This is a genomic window from Membranihabitans marinus, assembly GCF_021729155.1.
Classification (GTDB): Bacteria; Bacteroidota; Bacteroidia; order Chitinophagales; family Saprospiraceae; genus Membranihabitans; species Membranihabitans marinus.
On the sequence record NZ_JAJQYA010000023.1, the window covers coordinates 41,843 to 60,275 of the forward strand.

Below are 18,433 nucleotides of genomic sequence, written 5' to 3' on the forward strand. Positions count from 1 at the left end.
AATTTGTTAACGATACAGGGACTAAGTCTATATTTTGGGGATCGGATTATATTTAATCGAATCCAATGTAGTTTTAAAGACAATACCAAATATGGCTTATTGGGTAAGAATGGAGCGGGAAAGAGTACGCTGATGAAGGTGCTGATTGGTGAGATTAAGCAGGATGCTGGTCAGATAGAAATCCCCAGTAGTTATACTATTGGTTATCTCTCCCAACATATTGATCTGCAAAAAGATTTGACGGTAAAAGAAAATGCCGCCATGGCATTTGCACAGATTCAAAAAATCGAAAATAAACTTGAAGTCTTAAACAATGAGTTGGGCAATCGCAGTGATTATGAATCAGATGAATATCATGCCATTATACAGCAGATATCAGATTTAAGTGACAAATTGGCCTATTACGGTGCTGCCTCCATGGAGGGACAGATCGAATCCGTCCTCAAGGGATTGGGATTTACCAGCACTACCATGGACAAGGGAGTGAGTGAATTGAGTGGAGGATGGCAAATGAGGGTGCAATTGGCAAAAATATTATTGGCCAAACCATCTGTCTTACTTCTGGATGAGCCGACCAACCACTTGGATATAGATTCAATTATCTGGTTGGAGAAATTTCTTCGGGACTACCAGGGCATTGTTCTATTGATATCTCACGATAAAGAATTTTTGGACAATATCGTATCTGAAGTTTACGAATTGGACAATGGACGGTTGGAACAGTACGTGAGTAATTACTCTGGTTATTTGAAGTTAAAAGAAGAGCGGATATCCATTAAACAAGCCGCCTATGAAAACCAGCAAAAATTAATAGCCGATAAAGAACGGACCATTGAGAGATTTAGAGCAAAAGCGAGTAAAGCTTCGATGGCTAAGTCAATGGAAAAAAGCTTGGAAAAATTGGATCGCGTCGATGAAGTAATTATCGACGAAAAAAGTGTTCGAGTCATGTTCCCTCCCGTCCGTAGATCGGCCAATGAGGTGGTGAAAGTGGTGGATGCATCTAAATCCTTTGGCGCATTGAAAGTTTTCTCCAATGTGAATATGGAAATCCTAAGGGGAGAGCGAGTGTCTTTTGTCGGTCAGAATGGACAAGGTAAGTCTACATTAACTAAGATTATCGTCAATACTCTGAAACCGAGTACAGGAATTGTAAAGCTTGGACAAAATGTGGATTTGGGTTATTTTGCTCAAAATCAAGTAGATTTTTTGCCTCCTGATATGACGCCATTAGCCTATATGGAACAAGAAAGTCCCGAGGCAATGCGACCTAAAGTAAGGTCAATATTGGGTTCTTTTTTATTTAGCGGGGAAGAAGTTGAGAAAAAGATCAAGGTGTTGTCCGGAGGGGAGAAGACGCGGTTGGCCATTGCCAGATTGTTGTTATTTCCCATCAATTTCCTTGTCTTAGATGAACCTACTCACCACTTAGATCTACAGACCAAGGCCATTTTAAAACAATCCTTAATGGATTATAAAGGTACTTTGTTGGTCGTGTCTCACGATAGAGACTTGCTCGTGGGGTTGACTGATAAAACGTATGAGTTTAGAGATGGTGTAGTGCACGAATATCTCGGAGATATCAATTATTTCTTGAAAAAGAGAAATGAAGATAATATGAGGGCAATAGAACAGAACAAAGCTCAATCTTCGAATAATGGTGCAAAAAAAGAACTTTCTCGAGAAGAGAAAATGCAATTGTTTGAAAAAAAGAAACAAGTGCAAAAAGATATCCAAAAATTGGAGCGAAAGATTGAGCGGTTAGAAGTCAAAAAATCTTCCCTCGAAAAGGATATGGCAGAACAAGGATTTTACGAAAGAAGTGAATCGGTTGATATTATGAAATCCCATGAAGAGATATCTACTGAACTCAATCAAGTAATGATGGACTGGGAGGAATTGGTCGAGACTTTTGAAGTCCTAGAAGAATAGTATTTTCACTAGACTTTTATTCTATAGTTGTTCTCTATTACCTGTCCCGACAAGGCAGATACTCTTCCTATGATATAAATCCTTCAACTGTGGTTGGGACTATAAATACATATGGTATTGGTCAATCTATGGATATAGACAGCCTTAGAACTATGTCCTATGTAGAGGTTCACCTATCTTTCATCTTGCCACAATACAGTGACTACAGTATCAGTAAGTACGGGGCAATTTCCGTCACCCTCACCAGTAATCCCGCCATCAGGAGCACAGACTACGTTGCAAAAACCGTCGTAGAGATAGTTGAATTGATCACAACAGTCAGAAGTGATGTAGTAGTATGTCCCACTAGGAGTTTCCCACTCCTCGACAATGGCTGGTGGATTCTGTTTGTGTAAGGTCTTTAAGGACTCTATTTTGGCTTGAATACATGTAGGTATATCTACCTCGTCTTTGTTTTTGTCACAACTCATTGTAAAAGACCAAACCAATAGTGCTATAATTAGATATTTGTTAGTCATTTTGATTTGTGTTAATATTTTAAATAATTAGTGATCGCGATCCATTAATTCATTGGCAAAATCAAACAAGTCATGCATTTTGTGTTCTGGAATATTGGCTTGTTTCAGATGATTTATAGCTTTTCTAAAATAGTTCTTTTCCATCTCCAAGGCATAGGACTTGGCATCTGATTTTATAAACCACTCCAATACTTGATTTATTTTGTCAGAGTCTGATCCGTAATACAATTTTTCAAATTTCACCTGATCTTCGGGTGATAAAGTGTTCCATGTGCGAATATACAAAATGGTTTTCTTTCCCTGAAGGATATCGCCACCCTTGGTTTTACCCACTTTTACTTTATCGCCATAACAATCTAAAATATCATCCCTGATTTGAAAAGCAATCCCTAAATGGAGACCAAATTGGTATAGTGACAAGGCATCTGCTTCTTCAGCGCCACCACATTTACTGCCAATGTACATGGCTGCACCTACCAATACTGCGGTTTTCTTGGATATCATATCGATGTATGAATCCATTTGGACAGCTGGTAAATTTTCAAAATCGATATCCATTTGCTGACCTTCACAGACTTCTCTAGCCGTTTTTGTAAACTTTTGAAGGATTTGAGACAGATTGGGATGCTGAATTTGGGTCAAGTATTCATAAGCCAAAATGAGCATAACATCTCCACTTAATAAAGCGGTATTTAAATCCCATTTTTTATGAACAGCGGGCTGTCCTCTTCTCGTATCTGCACGATCTATTACATCGTCGTGGACCAAGGTGAAGTTGTGAAACATCTCAATGGCCTTGGCTGCCAACTCTGCTTTTGCAACATCATCGGTAAAGGCTTTACATGCCAATAAGGTAATATTAAAGCGAATTTTTTTCCCTCCTTGATTCATAGTATAATCAACGGGTTCATATAAAGTAGCTGGGCTATAGAGTCGGCTAAATGCCGATTCGCTTTTAAGGGGACTTGGGTTCTTCAATGGATAATCTTGTATTTTATCTAAATATTCAAAAACAAATATAGTCAAATATATCTGTAGAATGATTCTCTCTCATGGCATTATGGGTTGAGAGGGAAGATCGAACAAGTACAAGGATAAACTCCTCATAAATATAAATTATGGACTATCTGGTACTAGGTGTTTTTAATTGGGTTATTTTACCTTTGTTTTTACTTCCCTTTATTATTTTTTTCTACTTTGCAATACAATAATTTGTTGTTTAAACTATCTAAATTTTATAATAAAACATGAAAAATTTATTCCTTGTTATCACTTTGATCTGTTCCTCCGTTTTTGTCTTTGGGCAATCTCCTTCCAAAGATGATGCACGCCGCAAACGCTTTGAGAAAACCATTGAGAAACTGGAAAATAAAGCAAATGTGCTAACTCCGGAAAATGTACATACCGTTTTTGTCGGTAGCAGTAGTTTTACCATTTGGGTGGGATTTGAACAAGATTTTGATACAGAACAAGTGGTAAACAATGGCTTTGGTGGATCACAATTGTCTGATGTTATATATTATTTCGATCAATTGCTTACTCCTTTCTCCCCACAGCAAATTGTCGTGTATGAAGGGGACAATGATATCAGCGCTGGTATGACACCAGAGGAGTATATGGATGATGTTCATACTTTCTTGAGAATGGTAGAGATTAAATTGCCTGGCACCCATGTTTCCTTCTTGCCCCCTAAACCCAGCCCTTCTAGAAAACACCTCTTAGATAGTTACAATGAAGTACGTAAACAACTCCTAGAGCTGTCTATTGAAAGAGAAAAATTCGATGTTATTGATATTACACAAGTAATGTACGATTTGGATGGAGTGATTAAAAAGGATATTTGGAAGTCGGATTCCCTACATATGAATCGCGCCGGTTATGAATTGTGGGCACCCATAGTTCAAACTTATATTCGAAATTAAATTTTAATTTCTTATTTAATTATACTGCTTCTAAATACATTATTCTGTTACCTTGATCTCTACTTTGAAGTCGATAAGTTGTATATTTACAGAGATACGCTTGGATATTTTTTGAAGATTTCAAACAGAATCAAATGGACGATTTATTAGCTGCTCGGTGGCAAATGGCTTTTTCTTTGGGATGGCATATCGTTTTTGCCTGTATCGGTATGGCCATGCCTTTTTTCATGGCTGTAGCCGAATGGAAGTGGCTGAAGACAGGGGATGATTCTTATCTGACTTTGGCCAAATCATGGTCCAAAGGAGTAGCTATATTTTTCGCCGTTGGTGCGGTAAGTGGAACATTGTTGTCTTTTGAATTGGGACTGTTATGGCCCGAGTTTATGCACCATGCAGGGCCAATCATAGGAATGCCATTTTCCCTAGAAGGAACGGCATTTTTCTTAGAAGCCATAGCCTTGGGAGTATTTCTGTACGGTTGGGACAAAGTGCCGAAATGGGCCCATTGGACCAGTGGTTTAGTGGTGGGTATTTCAGGAGTTTTTTCTGGCATTTTCGTGGTTGCGGCCAATGGATGGATGAATAGTCCAGCTGGCTTCGACTATCACGATGGCGTGTTTTCAAACATTCGTCCCATGGAGGCCATGTTCAATGATGCTTGGTTTAGTCAAGCCTTGCATATGACTTTTGCTGCCTTTGCAAGTACTGGTTTCGCTGTCGCCGGTCTACATGCCTATTATCTCATCAAGGGAAAATCTTTGGATATTCATTATAAGGCCATTAAAATTGCCCTTGCCTTTGGGGTAGGAGCAGCCTTTTTGATGCCCATTACAGGAGATATTGCCGCCAAAAGTGTGGCCAAACGCCAACCGGCGAAGTTGGCCGCAATGGAAGCTCATTTTCATACCGAAAAAAATGCCGCATTAATTATTGGAGGTATTCCCGATGTGGAAAATCAAACAGTAGATTATGCCATTAAAATTCCTGGGGCCTTAAGTTTTTTGGCTCACGGAAATTTTCAAGAGGAAGTAATTGGTCTTGATCAAATTCCCAAGGATGAGCATCCTCCAGTGGTGATTACTCATTTGGCTTTTCAAATCATGGTTGGATTGGGCACTTTAATGATGGGCTTTGGGATAATCTATCTGTGGATGATGTGGCGTAAAAAGTCACTATTAAATAAAAAATGGGGACAGCGCTTGGTGTTTTTATTAACTCCAGTAGGATTCTTAGCTTTAGAAGCTGGTTGGGTAGTGACGGAAGTCGGCCGACAACCTTGGATTATTTATGGAATCATGAAGACCGAGGATGCATTAACTCCAATGCCGGGAATCCAGTTTTCTTTTATTTTAGTCATTTTAGTTTACTCCTTACTGACCTTGGTCATTATTTGGCTTATGAGAAGACAGATATTTGTTTTACATGAAAACCATGAAAAATGATTTTTACAGAATTAGTCATTTTAATATTCGCCATATCTTTATTGTTTTATGTGGTTTTTGGAGGGGCGGATTTTGGTGCTGGAATAGTGGAAATCTTTACCGGAGATAGAGGGGTAAGTACCATTAGTCGGGCTATAGCACCAGTATGGGAAGCCAATCATATTTGGCTAATCATTGCTGTGGTGATTTTGTTTAATGGATTTCCAGTAGTGTATTCTACCATCACTACTGCATTGCATATCCCCGTATTGTTGGCCTTACTGGGTATTATATTTAGAGGTACAGCATTTACTTTCCGACATTATGATGCTGTAAAAGACGGGAGTCAACGACTCTATAATCAAGTGTTTCGATATTCAAGTCTGTTTTCGACCTTCTTTCTCGGAGTTATTTTGGGGGCTTTATTGGCTGGTACCATTCCCAATTACAATGACTACTATGAAGTAGGAGAGTCTATGAATTTTTATACTTTATTTATGAAGCCTTGGCTCAATCCTTTTTGTATACTCTGTGGTTTGTTTGTGTCGGTATTAAGTGCCTATATCGCTTCTATTTTTTTATTGGGTGAAGTGGAGACCGATTTTGGTTATCAATTGATCGCTAGGTTTATTAAGCGTTTGTTTTTAGCATCAATGCTAGCCGGTGGATTGTTAATGGCCAGTGCTTATTATCAAGATTTAGATTTTTTTCATCGCTTTTTTGATCACTCACTCTCTGTCGCTACAGGGATAATAGCTACTATAATTGTCCCATTGATTTGGATCTATATCCAACGCAAACAAGTGTGGAATTTAAGAATTCTAGTTGGCGTCCAAGTCGTGCTTATTGTTTTGGGTTGGTTGGCCATTCAATGGCCCAATGTATTGCATTTTAATGATGGCCAAACCATTTCTATTTACGAAGCTGCAGCATCTAAACCAGTCATGGTCGTGCTGTTTTATTCCTTGCTTATAGGTGTGGTCATAATATTTCCAGCCCTCTACTATTTGTTAAAAGTATTTAAGGGGAATAGTAAAACCTCATAGAGATCCTTTTTGAAAGATAGAGTCAATGCGAAATATCTCCTTATATTCCTAGGTGGTTGCATAAGAATAGGTGATTTGACCATCTGTCCTTACTATGGATAGAGGTATAAGGGATTTTGCTATAGAAATAGAATAGCCACATTGTGGTAGTCCACATCTAAGTTTAAAAGAATTATACCTCATATCAATCTGACCGATTCTCCACTTCTGTGTTGAAGGATTTGCAATAATGGTCATTAATTATTGGAATATATTCAAATCCTCCACTCTGGTGTCTCTGGCTTTTTCAGAAAGTTTAAAGTTTTCTAAGTCCATCTTAAAGGATATTCGTTTCCAAATATTCCCCCTTTCTTTGTATATATTGCCTATAGCCTCACTGTAGACCAACGGTAGATAGACTTGAATGGGCCATTTGGGGTTGCCCAACATAATACCCCCACTGTACAACATCTCCATGCCTGACCCCGTAGGTGTAGCATCGTCGTAAATACCTATGTCAAAATATGGTTGAATCGGTATTTTGGCAGGGATAAAGGGCAAATTAAAACTCAAATTGGCACTGGCCAAAAACGAATTGCTATTTCCAGTCACATTGGCATAACTATAGCCTAGAGCATCTTTAAACCCACCATCGTTTTGTCGTACCTGACGGCTAAGTATATTGTCTGCCCGCTCCGTTCTATCTAAGAAATAACCATCGAAGGCATAGTCGTTATAAGCTTGACTAAACATAGCCAGACTTCCCTGAGTATAATAGGAAGCTACACTACCTATATCTCGCGATGAATTGACTGGAAAACCCCCGATGAAAAAACGAGCATATATCTTCTTCTTCGGTGCATAGGCATAGTCAGTCATCAGTTCAACTGAGGTTTTTAAATAATTTTCTGATCTGTCAAAAAAGCTTTTATAGGATTGAAACTCCGTTAATATGTTGAGCTTAATATTGTTGACTGGAGATTTTTTTTCTATAGTAAATTCTCCCCTTGGGATATATCGCCAAGTACCGTCATTGCCATCATAAAATCCTTCATCATTGTATACTGGAATTTCTTCTTGGACTATGGGCATCTCAAATCTCAGAGTCTTATACCATGGATTGATAGCATTCTTGGGCTGAAAAGATATTTTGAAATGAGGATTTATCCTCGTGTAATTGAGATGGAAATCTTGGGCTTCATTGTAGTCAAAGGTGTAGCGTTTCAATGACCAGCCAAAATTAATATATCGCAACTTGGTATTGTTCTTTGGAATATAATAATCCATAGAGGCCATCCCTACTATTTCATTGGATTTAAGGGCGTAACCGGGATGTAGATTGAATTCGAAATTATTCCCCGGCAGGGTGATGTTGTGAAGACCTGCTCCCAAAATTCCCCCACTGGAATAGTTGTAATTAAATATGGGATACCACCATATTTTATTAATACCGGGATTGTTGAGACCCAATACTGGATTTAAAAATTTCTGCTCCCGTTGTGGAGTAAAGTAATAGGTGTTGTCGTGAGGGGTTTCCTCTATAACCAAGCCTTGATCGATGGCAAAATAGTCGTAGTCATCTATGGGAATCTTGATACTGGTGCCATCATTGATGCTAGGGATATCATAGGATAGAACGACCTTCGGACCATCGTACACTTTTAGGACTGCGGGGGCTTTGATTTCCCCAGATTGACTTAAATGCACAATGAAATGATCTCCTCTTTCCTCAACCGATTCAATACCCACCTCGTATTTTTTAACTGTAGTCAACATGTCCGTGAAAAACCAATCCAAGGATTGACCATCTTTTTCAAAGACTTTTCTCAGATCTTCAATCGTAGGATGACCAAATGCATTGTTTTGGTAAAATTCATTCATGGCGGCTTTGAATTTCTCCTCACCAACTACTTCTTCCAATTTCTTAAATAGAGTAGGGGGAACCATGTAGCCATTATAATAATACTGAATGGTACTCATGTCGTGAGTGTGAGAGTTGACGGGTAGTATATCTCCTCGTTGATAACTGCCATGGTACATTATTTGATCCATGGTCAATTCAGTTCTAGCCGCCATGATTTGCATCGATTGAAAGGGCTCAGGATAGTAGCGATCCATGTATTTTTTTTCATAAAAACTATTGATGCCTTCATCCAAATATGGGGATTGTCTTTCGTTGAAACCCAATATGGATTGAAACCAGTTGTGACCGATTTCATGAGTCATGGTGCGATCCAACATTTTGATGTCGCGCATGGGAGCTACCAGAGTGATCATTGGGTATTCCATACCACCTCCTGTATTGAGGGGGCCAATAACTACGCTGGCTTGAGGATAGGGATAGGGAGCCACTTCTTCGGAATAAAATTGAACTGCCCTAGCCATCAATCCAATAGGGGATAGATTGTTGTTGATCTGACCTTTTACTTGAGGTATTAAAGTGTCGGATACCTGAGCATGGTTTAATGGATAATTTTTGGGGGCATAGTAGTGTAAATCTACAGTCTGCCCATTGTCCAATACAGTCTTACCGTGCTGAGCGATCATCTCATGACCGTAAAACCAGGCAAAGTCCAATACTTTTTTCGCTTCATAGGTGCGCTGTACTCTTCCCGAATCCAACACGGTAGAGTCCACTAGGACACCAGTAGCCCCAATGATGCTGCTGTCTGGGGTTTCAATGGTCACCTTGTAGTCTCCGTATTCTGAAAAATATTCTCCCATTTCCAAATAAGGCATTAAATGCCATTCGTCCTTGTCGTAGACCGCTACCTTGGGAAACCACTGAGTAAGGGCTATAAAGTCTTTGGCCCAACCCCCTCTTGAAAAGATATAGGGGATTTTGGATTCAAAATTCACTTTTAGCACTCCGGTTTCATTAGGACCAATGGATTGATTTAGGGATAATTCTACAAATTCCTTGTTCTGTTGGACATAAGCAAAGTCCAATTCATTTTCATCTTGATAAAATGAAATATTTTGATACCCTCCCATTTTTTTGTCGTCGGCCCAATAAAACTTATCGTCGTTGGAAGCTAGGTTTTGTTTAGAAAAATCACTGGCCTTGGACTGATATGCATTCGTCCATAGATGTAAGAAGATTTTGTTTAGATTTTTATTGGAACGATTATTATATTGAATCAGTACTGTGCCCGTCAAAACTTTGCGGCTGGTGTCCAAGCTTACCTCTATATCGTAATCCACTTTTTGTTGAAACTCTTGCGCTACGATCGGTGTGAATAAACAACTTATACACAGTAGAAAAAAGATCAATGATTTCATAGATGAATGTTATTTATTTCGTTTTAATTCCCATTCCCAAGCGGTTTTCATAATCGTGGAAATGTCTCTGGTTGGATGCCAACCCAATAATTCTTCCGCTTTGTTTTTGTTGGCATACACGGCGATTACATCTCCTTCGCGTCGAGGTCCTATGGAATATTTTAATTTTTTACCTGTTGAGGCTTCAAAAGCTTCAATGGCTTCCAGAACAGTAACGCCAGAACCAGTGCCAACATTGAATAATTCAATTGATTTTTCTGATTTTTTATTGAGAAGAAATTCCAAACACAGTGTATGGGCATGTGCCAAATCCATGACGTGGATGTAATCTCGAAGGCAGCTGCCGTCCCTCGTATCGTAATCGTCGCCAAATATAGTCATCGATTCCCGTTTGCCGTAAGCTGTTTCGGTAATCACCGGAACCAAATTGGCCGCTTTGTTGATGGGGGATTCCCCCATAAGTCCAGATTCGTGTGCCCCAGCGGGATTAAAATAGCGTAAAGTTACAAATTGGAAGTCTTGGTGAGCTACCGTGAAATCTTTGATGATGTCCTCGCAGATTTGCTTGGTTCGCGCATAGGGTGATTCGGCTTCTTTTGTAGGGGTAGATTCGGTTACGGGCAACTCATCGGCATTGCCGTAGACAGAACATGAAGACGAAAATATATGATAGGGGATATTGTATTTCTTTTGCGCCTCCAAAATGTTAAGCAAGCCATTGAGATTGTTGTCGTAGTATAAATTGGGTTGGAAGACTGAATCTCCGACGGCTTTGAGTGCTGCAAAATGGATGATGCCATCTACTTGGCCTTCTCCTTCGATGACATCGAATAGGTCGGCCTGATTGCGGAGATCTATCTCGTAATTCTTAATCTTTTTACCTGTTATGGCTTCGATTTGGTCAAGGCTTACTGCAGATGAATTACTGAAATTGTCGATGGAGAATACATCGAAACCAGATTCAATTAAATCCACTATCGTATGACTTCCAATGTACCCACATCCTCCTGTAACCAATATTTTTTTCATCTTCAATTATTATGTTTGTTGTTAGAGTTATTAATTTTCTTCCCTGTGATTTCAAGATTGAAAGATACTATAAAATGGTATTTTAGGATAGATTGTGCACTATGAATTCATAATTTATTGCGCAGTGATCTGGTATGATTTATTTTTCTGAAATGATTTTTACGACCTCGGATTTGGCCAGTCCAGTGAATATCCCGGTTACCTTATCCGATCCATTGACATTGGAATATATCTTCCCCGGTTGGGAAAGAGGTTGGATATTGGCTGAGATATTGCCATTTACACTTTGCAGAAAAAGATAATAGTCTTCCGTTATATGAATGATTCTACTGTAGAGGGTGTCCTTTGGATAATAATCATAACCAGATCCGAATACCATTTTTCCACCATCGGATAAGTCATTGTCGAATGGAAAGTCCTGAAAAGTATAGGTTTTAGATTCATTGCGTTTGCCAATGATTCGTCGGTAATATTGTACACTGGTTGAGTCTGTAGTGATATAGGTCAATTCCCTGCCGATGTTTTCTTCATTGCAAATAAGGACAACACTATCGATTGGGGTAATTGAAGGAATATAGGTGTGGGCTTCAATCTCTGTTCCATCTTCAAATGTCAGTTCTATAGATATGGTATCGCCTTCTTTGAAAGTTATGTTATTGGATGTTGTATAGTTATGTATTACAAAATTGTCTGGTTTAAAGATTAGTTTATTGTCGATAACGTAGGATGTTCCATTTACTTTTAATATGCCCTCTACATTGTTTACCAAGAGCTCATTGATGTTTTCAACCTTAAATAAATTGCTGTCAAATACCTCATAGAATGGGTAGGTTCGAGTAATCAACATCTCAAAGGATTGGTTGGGTTGTAAATAGGCTTCTACGACATAGCCATTTTCAAAATCGGGAAGATCAATTTCAATTTCTTTTTCTAGACTGCAACTAAATATGACGAATAGGATGAATATGAGGTGTTGTTGTTTCATCATAAGATTATTAAAATTCAAAATTCCAAGAAAGACTGGGGATAATCGGGAACAAGGATACTTGTTTGGCCTCTACCTTAATGGGTAAATCAATGATCTCTTGTTCTGCGATCAGTGGTTTGGTTGTAGTATCCAGATATATAAAGTATGGATTTCGTCGGTTGTAAACATTGTAAATGCTTAGTGATAGATCGTGATTCCCCCAACTCGCTTTAAAATGTCGATGGATGGATAGATCGAGCCGATGATATGAGGGTAGACTTACTGAATTTCTTTGGCCGTAAATAGGTACTACGGCTTGAGAATTGATTCCATCTATATCTTGCAATGAAAATCGACCAGAGGGCAGCCAAGCTTTATCGCCCGAACCAAAAATGAATGTTGCACTCACCGACCATTTTTTATTTACAGCTAGGTTGGCCACAGTGGATAAGTCGTGACGTCTGTCGTGGCGGGGAGGAAAATAACTGCCATTGTCGATATCGCTGAATTCACCTCTTTTGACCCAGGCCAATGAATATCCTATCCATCCTGTTAGTTTGCCTTGTTCTTTTTCGATGCTCCATTCACTGCCGTAGGCATAGCCTCGACCAAATGTCAATGAAGAGCCTATGTCCTCATTGGTCAAAATCTGTTGATGATCTTTGACTTCTATTTGGCCGGATAGAGTCTTATAGTAATTTTCTTGACGAAATGAAATGCCCTTGCCCATTTTGTAGTTTAGACCTATTGCCCATTGATGAGATTGTTGTGGTTCAATACTGGCTGTGGAAGGATGCCATAAATCTGTGGGCAATGACAGTCCGCTATTGGACAATAAGTGAATATATTGACTCATTTTTGCATATGATGCTGTAAATGACCAATTGTCTAATCCGCGATAATTGAGGGCTATTCTAGGTTCTAGATTGTGATAGCTTCCTGATGATTGAAGGTATCCGCTGTATCTTATACCGTATTTTAAGTTGAAATGGGGCGTCCAAGAAAATTCATCTTTCAAATAAATACCATATTCATGACCGCTTGGAGAACTACCTCCTTCAAACTGAATTTCCCCATCTGTACTGCCCGCTTGAATTTGTCCTAAACTAAATTGGCGATAAATCCAATCCATTCCCAACTGCAATCTGTGGTTAGAGAGATGATATTCGATATGACCGCTGGTTTTGTAATCATTGATATGGGAACCGATGTCAAACTTGAAATCATCCAAATTATTGGCAATGTCGTATTGATAATTGGTGAAGGTGGTGTAAAATTCTGTTTGAATTTGGTCCGATATTTTGTAATTCCAATTGAGGATGGCGGCCAAATTTCGCCATTTAAACTGGAAATTAAATAACTCATTGTCGTATTCCAATCGGTCAGAGCCATTGTAAAAGGTGAGGGCGACTTGGTTGGATTCCGACCATTTATGACTTAATTTGGCATTGATATCATAGAAGAAATATAGGGGTATGGGCGATAATTCATCATTGTCTGCTCTTTTTTTATTGACTGGTTTTGTGAATAAATCGATATAGGTTCGCCTTCCACTTATTAAAAAATGGGTTTTCCCTTTGGTTATTGGACCACTTATGGCCAATCTAGAGCTGATTAGGCCAAGTCCTCCAGTCAGGTGAAGGCTATCGTTTTGGATTTGCTTAGATTTTACATTGATAACAGAGGAAAGTCGACCTCCATATTCAGCGGGAAACCCACCTTTGTGTACGGAAACGGAAGATAGGGCATCGGAATAAAAAGTACTAAAGAAACCAAACAAATGACTGGGATTGTAAATGGTGGCTCCATCTAAAAGGATGAGATTTTGGTCTCCGTTGCCACCGCGAACAAATAAATTGGAACTGCCTTCTGAACCCGATGAAATTCCCGGTTTCAACTGGATGGTTTTAAATAAGTCAGATTCACCAAACAAGATGGGTACATATTTGGAATCTTCGGTGGTTAGATGTTCAATACTCCCAGCATTTGATATTTCGGTTTCTGCATTGGTGTTGGCACTTATGACAATGGGGGTTATTTCGATCCCAGTCTTATACATTTCAACCACTATGTCATGATATAGATCTTCCTTATCTAAGGTGATATTGACTTCGCTAAATCCCAAAAAATTAAATTGTAATGCAATGATGTCATGACGAGGGATTTCGAGAACAAATCGACCTAAGCTGTCCGTAGTTGTGCCTCGGTCACTTAATAGGTGAGATACCGATACATCGGATAGGGGATGTCCATCTTCCCACGAAACGACGACTCCTTGAATGGTGTCATTGGATTGTGCAAGTAGAAGAGATGAAGTACAGAATATCAAGATAAAGCCAATGATTCTAATTACCACAATACTTTTTTTGCCTTATACAAAGTAATAAAATAAATTGAAAGAATAACCCATGGTTTTTCGTGAGAATGTCTTCTGTTTATCGACGAAGATTGATATGAAATTGTGGTAAACACATTGGTCGATAAATAGTTAAAATTAATCTAATCAAAGAGGTGAAGCCATACATTTTTCCTTAATTGCTTATATTAAATCAAAATGTTATGAAAATAGGAATTTATATACTGTGTTTGTCTGTTTTTGTAGGTTGTTCTATTGAAGACCGGATTGAAAATAAAGAAGATAAGATCATTGGTTTATGGCAAATCGATAAAGCTACTTTTAAAGAATATGGAGATTTGTTTAAGGACAATATCAGTCGTGAATACAGATCGGATTGGTTTGAGTTTTTACCAGATTATACGGTGTATTACTATGATTATGAAGAGAATATAGAATACGAAGGAAGCTGGGAAGTAGTCGCTGAAGAAGGCTACGACTATCATACTGGGGATTCAGATGTTGAATTTTACCTCAATATGCATTTTTATGATCCTATTCGCCAAGATGTGTTTGGGTATTACGGCTATATTTCATGGTTGACCAAACGTAAATTTACTTACGAGGTAGCCCAGCGAACAGGCAAACTGGTGATTCACTTTGAAAAATAGTTTTGTTGGTACATCTAAACCAACTGAATTTACAGATGACGAAGCTTAGAGGAATATAGCCTAAAAGATAATCTATAGTGCTATATTAAACGGGCACACCGTTCATATTCATTCTGTATATCCAAGTCAATAATAGGATAAGCAAAACAAAAATAATTATTACCCACATTAAAAAACGTCCTTTTTTACCTTGATTTTCTATATGATCCATAACTGTTAAACAATTTGCTGCAAATTAACCACATTATACGATAATGCCCAAATCCTAATCCAAATTTATTTTAAAACATCTAGGACTATTCTGGGGTTTATATTATTAATTTTTATATGGTAAAAATGATTTGTCATTTACGACGTTGAATGTAAATCAATAGAGGAGAATATTCACAGGATGTGAATGGAGAGATCTCGTCGGTCTGTGGTAAAATTAATCGACGAGGGAATGCGAAGATTACCAAGGAAGTAGAAAAAAATGAGGGTTAAATATTGAAAATATACATTATAAATAATTGTAATGTGTTTTATTTTTGATATTATTGCAGTAGTAAACAAATGAATCTATGTTAAGACAGAGCTTGAGCCAAAAGATGTCGCAGAAACTTTCTCCGCAACAAATTCAGTTAATGAAATTGTTGCAAATTCCTACTGTGGCCTTGGAGCAGCGAATTAAAGAAGAACTGGAAAATAATCCTGCTCTAGAAGAAGGAGTGACCACGGTGGAGGAAAAGGAGTTTGAAGAAGACAATGACTATGAGTCAAAGGAAAACGATGATCGAACCGAATTTGAAGTTGATGATTATATCAAGGAATATGAGGAAGATGATCCCACGATATACAGGAACCAAAATAAATCACCAGATCAAGAAGAGGATAATCAAAAACCCATTGAGGTAATCAACAGCCTTCACGATCATTTGGAAAAACAATTGGGGATGGTGTCCCTAAAGCGCGACGATGACTATGCGATTGCATTGCAAATATTGGGTAGTATCGATCAAGATGGATATTTGAGAAGGGAGGTCGATGCGTTGGTTGATGATTTAATGTTTACCCAAAACATTATTACCACTCCAGAAGATGTGGATCGGGTTTTGAGTCAAATTCATAATTTTGATCCTCCTGGGATAGCTGCAAGAGACTTGCAAGAGTGTTTGGAGATTCAATTGCGACAAAAAATGAAAAAAGGGGAGACCAATTCTAGGATGGTTCTCGCCTATGAAATATTAAATAAGCATTTCGATAAATTTTCCAAAAAGCATTTTTCGAAATTATTGTCTTCACTTGATATTACGGAAGATCAACTCAAAGATGCTTTTGAAGAGATATTGAAATTGAATCCCAAACCAGCCAGTGGTTATTCTTTGGATAGGAAGAGGGATTCTCATTATATAATTCCCGATTTTATCATCAATAATAATAACGGAGAATTGGAGCTTTCCTTGAATTCAAAGAACGCCCCTGATTTGCGCATAAGCGATCAGTATAGAGCTATGCTTACCACTTATAAGAAGCGCAAGCAAGTGGGGACGGTCAAAAGTGAAGACAAAGAAGCAGCGCTTTTTATCAAACAAAAAATAGATTCTGCCAAGTGGTTTATAGATGCCATCTCTAAGCGTCGGGATACCATGTATCGAACCATGTACGCTATAATGCAGTTTCAGTACGATTTCTTTTTGCACAATGATCAGCGTTTGCTCAAACCGATGATTTTGCGAGATATTGCTGAAATGACTGGGTTAGATGTATCAACCATCAGTCGGGTTGCCAATAGTAAGTTTGTGCAGACCGAGTTTGGTACTAAAAAGTTGCGAGATTTTTTCTCTGAATCCATTCAAAATAGTGAAGGGGAGGAGGTATCGACTTTGGAGGTTAAGAAAATATTGGCCGACATCATTGAGGGAGAGGATAAGAAACGTCCATTTAGTGATGAAAAATTGCGTCAAAAATTAATTGACAAAGGATATGAGATTGCCAGACGAACTATTGCCAAGTACAGAGAACAACTCAGTATTCCGGTAGCTCGATTGCGAAAAGAACTATAGTGGTTGTTGAAACCCTTTAGCGAGTTTGCTCGCTTATTCTATTCTCCGCTGTGTCGTGGCGTGACTGAATGAAGTTGTCCTCCAGACAACTTCATTCAGTCATGTCTCTACGTTAAGGCGTGACCGCACCGTAATTCGATAGGCATTTAGTCATGTGCTCCTAGTGGGTTTGCCCGAGCTAACAAACTGTATTAATGATTAGTTGAGTTTTTCTCTTCTAAAATTAATCCAATTTTTCGAGCGCGTTCTTCCCATTTTTTTCTGGCTAAACCTTGCATGTCGACGGTGTCATCGAGTTCATCTACAATTTCCAAGCCCAAAAGGGTTTCCATAATATCCTCCATAGTGACGATGCCGGCCATGCCACCATATTGATCGTGGACCAATACAATATGTTCTCGTTTTGCCATCATTTCTTCAAATATTTGAGGCACAGCTAAGTCATGTGATATAGTGAGAATTGGACGACTTATTTCTTTAAGGGTCAAATTGCCCTCTTGGTGTATCATCTTAGAAAGCAGCAGGTCTTTTAAGAAAAAACCAGTGACTTCATCTCTGTTTTTAGCATAGATAGGGACTCTAGAGAACTGCAAATGGGGATTGTCGTTGTGGAAATCAGCGATGGTTGTGTCCTCTTTTGCAGCTTTGACCACTGTCCTCGGCGTCATAATATCCTCCGCCTTTATTTTTTTAAAGTGAAGAAGATTTTTAATAATCTTGTATTCGCTTTCTTGAATCACCCCTTCTTTGGCTGTCATATCTGCCATAGCTGATAAATCGGTTCTACTTAGGACACTTAATTCTTTGTCCTTTTTAAGTAAGCGAGTCAGCCATTGACTGAGCCATACCAATGGGTATAATAAAATAATTATGACATTGAGAGATTGTACGGTAAATCCACTTAAACTCTTCCAATAACTTGCCCCCAAGGTTTTGGGTATAATTTCTGAGAGTATGAGAATACACAGTGTCATAACTGCAGCTACTATCCCTTCGACATTGGTATGAATGCCTGCAAACTCTACATTTGTACTGCCCCATATTTTTGAAGATTGGACTCCAACTCCGATGGCACCCATGGTATGTGCGATAGTGTTTAAAGTCAATATTGCTGACAATGGCATATCTACATTGCTCTTGTATTCGTAGAGCTTTTTGCCAAACCAAGTATTTTTTTGCTTTTGTATTTCTACAAATGAAGGTGTAATACTTAGAAGAGTGGCTTCCCATAATGAGCATAGAAATGAAAAGAGAATTGAAGCCAGAAAAAATACTATTAACAGTATCAT

Annotated in this window: 13 protein-coding genes; 6 read left to right on the forward strand and 7 right to left on the reverse strand. The window is 38.5% G+C overall.

What is annotated here, in order from left to right; all coding sequences use genetic code 11:
• The first annotated feature begins 3 nt into the window (after positions 1-3).
• Entirely contained in the window at positions 4-1,932 is a 1,929-nt protein-coding gene (locus LVD51_RS13755) for an ABC-F family ATP-binding cassette domain-containing protein (RefSeq protein WP_236971972.1), read from the forward strand.
• Between the two features lie 173 nt (positions 1,933-2,105).
• Here the strand turns inward: LVD51_RS13755 and LVD51_RS13760 are convergent, their stop codons facing one another.
• The gene (locus LVD51_RS13760) at positions 2,106-2,450 is read right to left on the reverse strand and encodes a DUF6970 domain-containing protein (RefSeq protein ID WP_236971973.1); all 345 of its coding nucleotides are present in this window, start codon (positions 2,448-2,450) and stop codon (positions 2,106-2,108) included.
• Between the two features lie 27 nt (positions 2,451-2,477).
• Entirely contained in the window at positions 2,478-3,428 is a 951-nt protein-coding gene (locus LVD51_RS13765; RefSeq protein WP_236971974.1) for a polyprenyl synthetase family protein, read from the reverse strand.
• A 269-nt stretch (positions 3,429-3,697) separates the two neighbouring features.
• Between LVD51_RS13765 and LVD51_RS13770 the strand changes: the two genes are divergently transcribed.
• The 3 genes from LVD51_RS13770 to LVD51_RS13780 all read left to right on the forward strand — a co-directional run bounded on the left by LVD51_RS13770 (position 3,698) and on the right by LVD51_RS13780 (position 6,839).
• The gene (locus tag LVD51_RS13770) at positions 3,698-4,372 is read left to right on the forward strand and encodes a GDSL-type esterase/lipase family protein (RefSeq protein WP_236971975.1); all 675 of its coding nucleotides are present in this window, start codon (positions 3,698-3,700) and stop codon (positions 4,370-4,372) included.
• A gap of 134 nt (positions 4,373-4,506) precedes the next feature.
• Complete coding sequence (locus LVD51_RS13775) at positions 4,507-5,814, forward strand: cytochrome ubiquinol oxidase subunit I (RefSeq protein WP_236971976.1); 1,308 nt, start codon at positions 4,507-4,509, stop codon at positions 5,812-5,814.
• On the forward strand, positions 5,811-6,839 hold the full coding sequence (locus tag LVD51_RS13780; RefSeq protein ID WP_236971977.1) for a cytochrome d ubiquinol oxidase subunit II: 1,029 nt from the start codon (positions 5,811-5,813) through the stop codon (positions 6,837-6,839). The genes LVD51_RS13775 and LVD51_RS13780 overlap by 4 nt, the downstream gene beginning before the upstream one ends.
• A 240-nt stretch (positions 6,840-7,079) precedes the next feature.
• Here LVD51_RS13780 and LVD51_RS13785 read toward each other — a convergent pair whose 3' ends face one another.
• The 4 genes from LVD51_RS13785 to LVD51_RS13800 all read right to left on the reverse strand — a co-directional run bounded on the left by LVD51_RS13785 (position 7,080) and on the right by LVD51_RS13800 (position 14,452).
• Positions 7,080-10,100 carry a M1 family metallopeptidase gene (locus LVD51_RS13785; RefSeq protein WP_236971978.1) on the reverse strand — a complete coding sequence of 1,007 codons (3,021 nt, stop codon included), beginning with the start codon at positions 10,098-10,100 and terminating at the stop codon, positions 7,080-7,082.
• Positions 10,101-10,109: 9 nt separating this feature from the next.
• Positions 10,110-11,129, reverse strand: coding sequence for a UDP-glucose 4-epimerase GalE (gene galE / locus LVD51_RS13790; RefSeq protein WP_236971979.1), 1,020 nt, complete (start codon positions 11,127-11,129; stop codon positions 10,110-10,112).
• Between the two features lie 139 nt (positions 11,130-11,268).
• A complete protein-coding gene (locus tag LVD51_RS13795; RefSeq protein ID WP_236971980.1) occupies positions 11,269-12,117 on the reverse strand; it encodes a DUF4249 domain-containing protein in 849 nt (282 codons plus the stop codon).
• A gap of 7 nt (positions 12,118-12,124) precedes the next feature.
• On the reverse strand, positions 12,125-14,452 hold the full coding sequence (locus tag LVD51_RS13800) for a TonB-dependent receptor (RefSeq protein WP_236971981.1): 2,328 nt from the start codon (positions 14,450-14,452) through the stop codon (positions 12,125-12,127).
• Positions 14,453-14,655: 203 nt separating this feature from the next.
• Here LVD51_RS13800 and LVD51_RS13805 point away from each other — a divergent pair, with 203 nt between their 5' ends.
• Both LVD51_RS13805 and rpoN read left to right on the forward strand, forming a co-directional pair.
• The gene (locus tag LVD51_RS13805; RefSeq protein WP_236971982.1) at positions 14,656-15,102 is read left to right on the forward strand and encodes a hypothetical protein; all 447 of its coding nucleotides are present in this window, start codon (positions 14,656-14,658) and stop codon (positions 15,100-15,102) included.
• Positions 15,103-15,662: 560 nt separating this feature from the next.
• Positions 15,663-17,144 (forward strand): RNA polymerase factor sigma-54, encoded by a 1,482-nt coding sequence (rpoN, locus tag LVD51_RS13810; RefSeq protein WP_262912785.1) that lies wholly within the window; start codon positions 15,663-15,665, stop codon positions 17,142-17,144.
• A gap of 191 nt (positions 17,145-17,335) precedes the next feature.
• On the opposite strand, the gene LVD51_RS13815 is transcribed toward rpoN, so the two are convergent.
• The gene (locus LVD51_RS13815) at positions 17,336-18,433 is read right to left on the reverse strand and encodes a CNNM domain-containing protein (RefSeq protein WP_236971984.1); all 1,098 of its coding nucleotides are present in this window, start codon (positions 18,431-18,433) and stop codon (positions 17,336-17,338) included.

Coding starts and splice junctions, on each gene's coding strand:
- LVD51_RS13760 (WP_236971973.1), bottom strand. CDS start 2,450: ATGACTAACAAATATCTAATTATAGCACTATTGGTTTGGTCTTTTACA.
- LVD51_RS13770 (WP_236971975.1), top strand. CDS start 3,698: ATGAAAAATTTATTCCTTGTTATCACTTTGATCTGTTCCTCCGTTTTT.
- LVD51_RS13775 (WP_236971976.1), top strand. CDS start 4,507: ATGGACGATTTATTAGCTGCTCGGTGGCAAATGGCTTTTTCTTTGGGA.
- LVD51_RS13780 (WP_236971977.1), top strand. CDS start 5,811: ATGATTTTTACAGAATTAGTCATTTTAATATTCGCCATATCTTTATTG.
- LVD51_RS13785 (WP_236971978.1), bottom strand. CDS start 10,100: ATGAAATCATTGATCTTTTTTCTACTGTGTATAAGTTGTTTATTCACA.
- galE (WP_236971979.1), bottom strand. CDS start 11,129: ATGAAAAAAATATTGGTTACAGGAGGATGTGGGTACATTGGAAGTCAT.
- LVD51_RS13795 (WP_236971980.1), bottom strand. CDS start 12,117: ATGATGAAACAACAACACCTCATATTCATCCTATTCGTCATATTTAGT.
- LVD51_RS13805 (WP_236971982.1), top strand. CDS start 14,656: ATGAAAATAGGAATTTATATACTGTGTTTGTCTGTTTTTGTAGGTTGT.
- rpoN (WP_262912785.1), top strand. CDS start 15,663: ATGTTAAGACAGAGCTTGAGCCAAAAGATGTCGCAGAAACTTTCTCCG.
- LVD51_RS13815 (WP_236971984.1), bottom strand. CDS start 18,433: ATGATACTGTTAATAGTATTTTTTCTGGCTTCAATTCTCTTTTCATTT.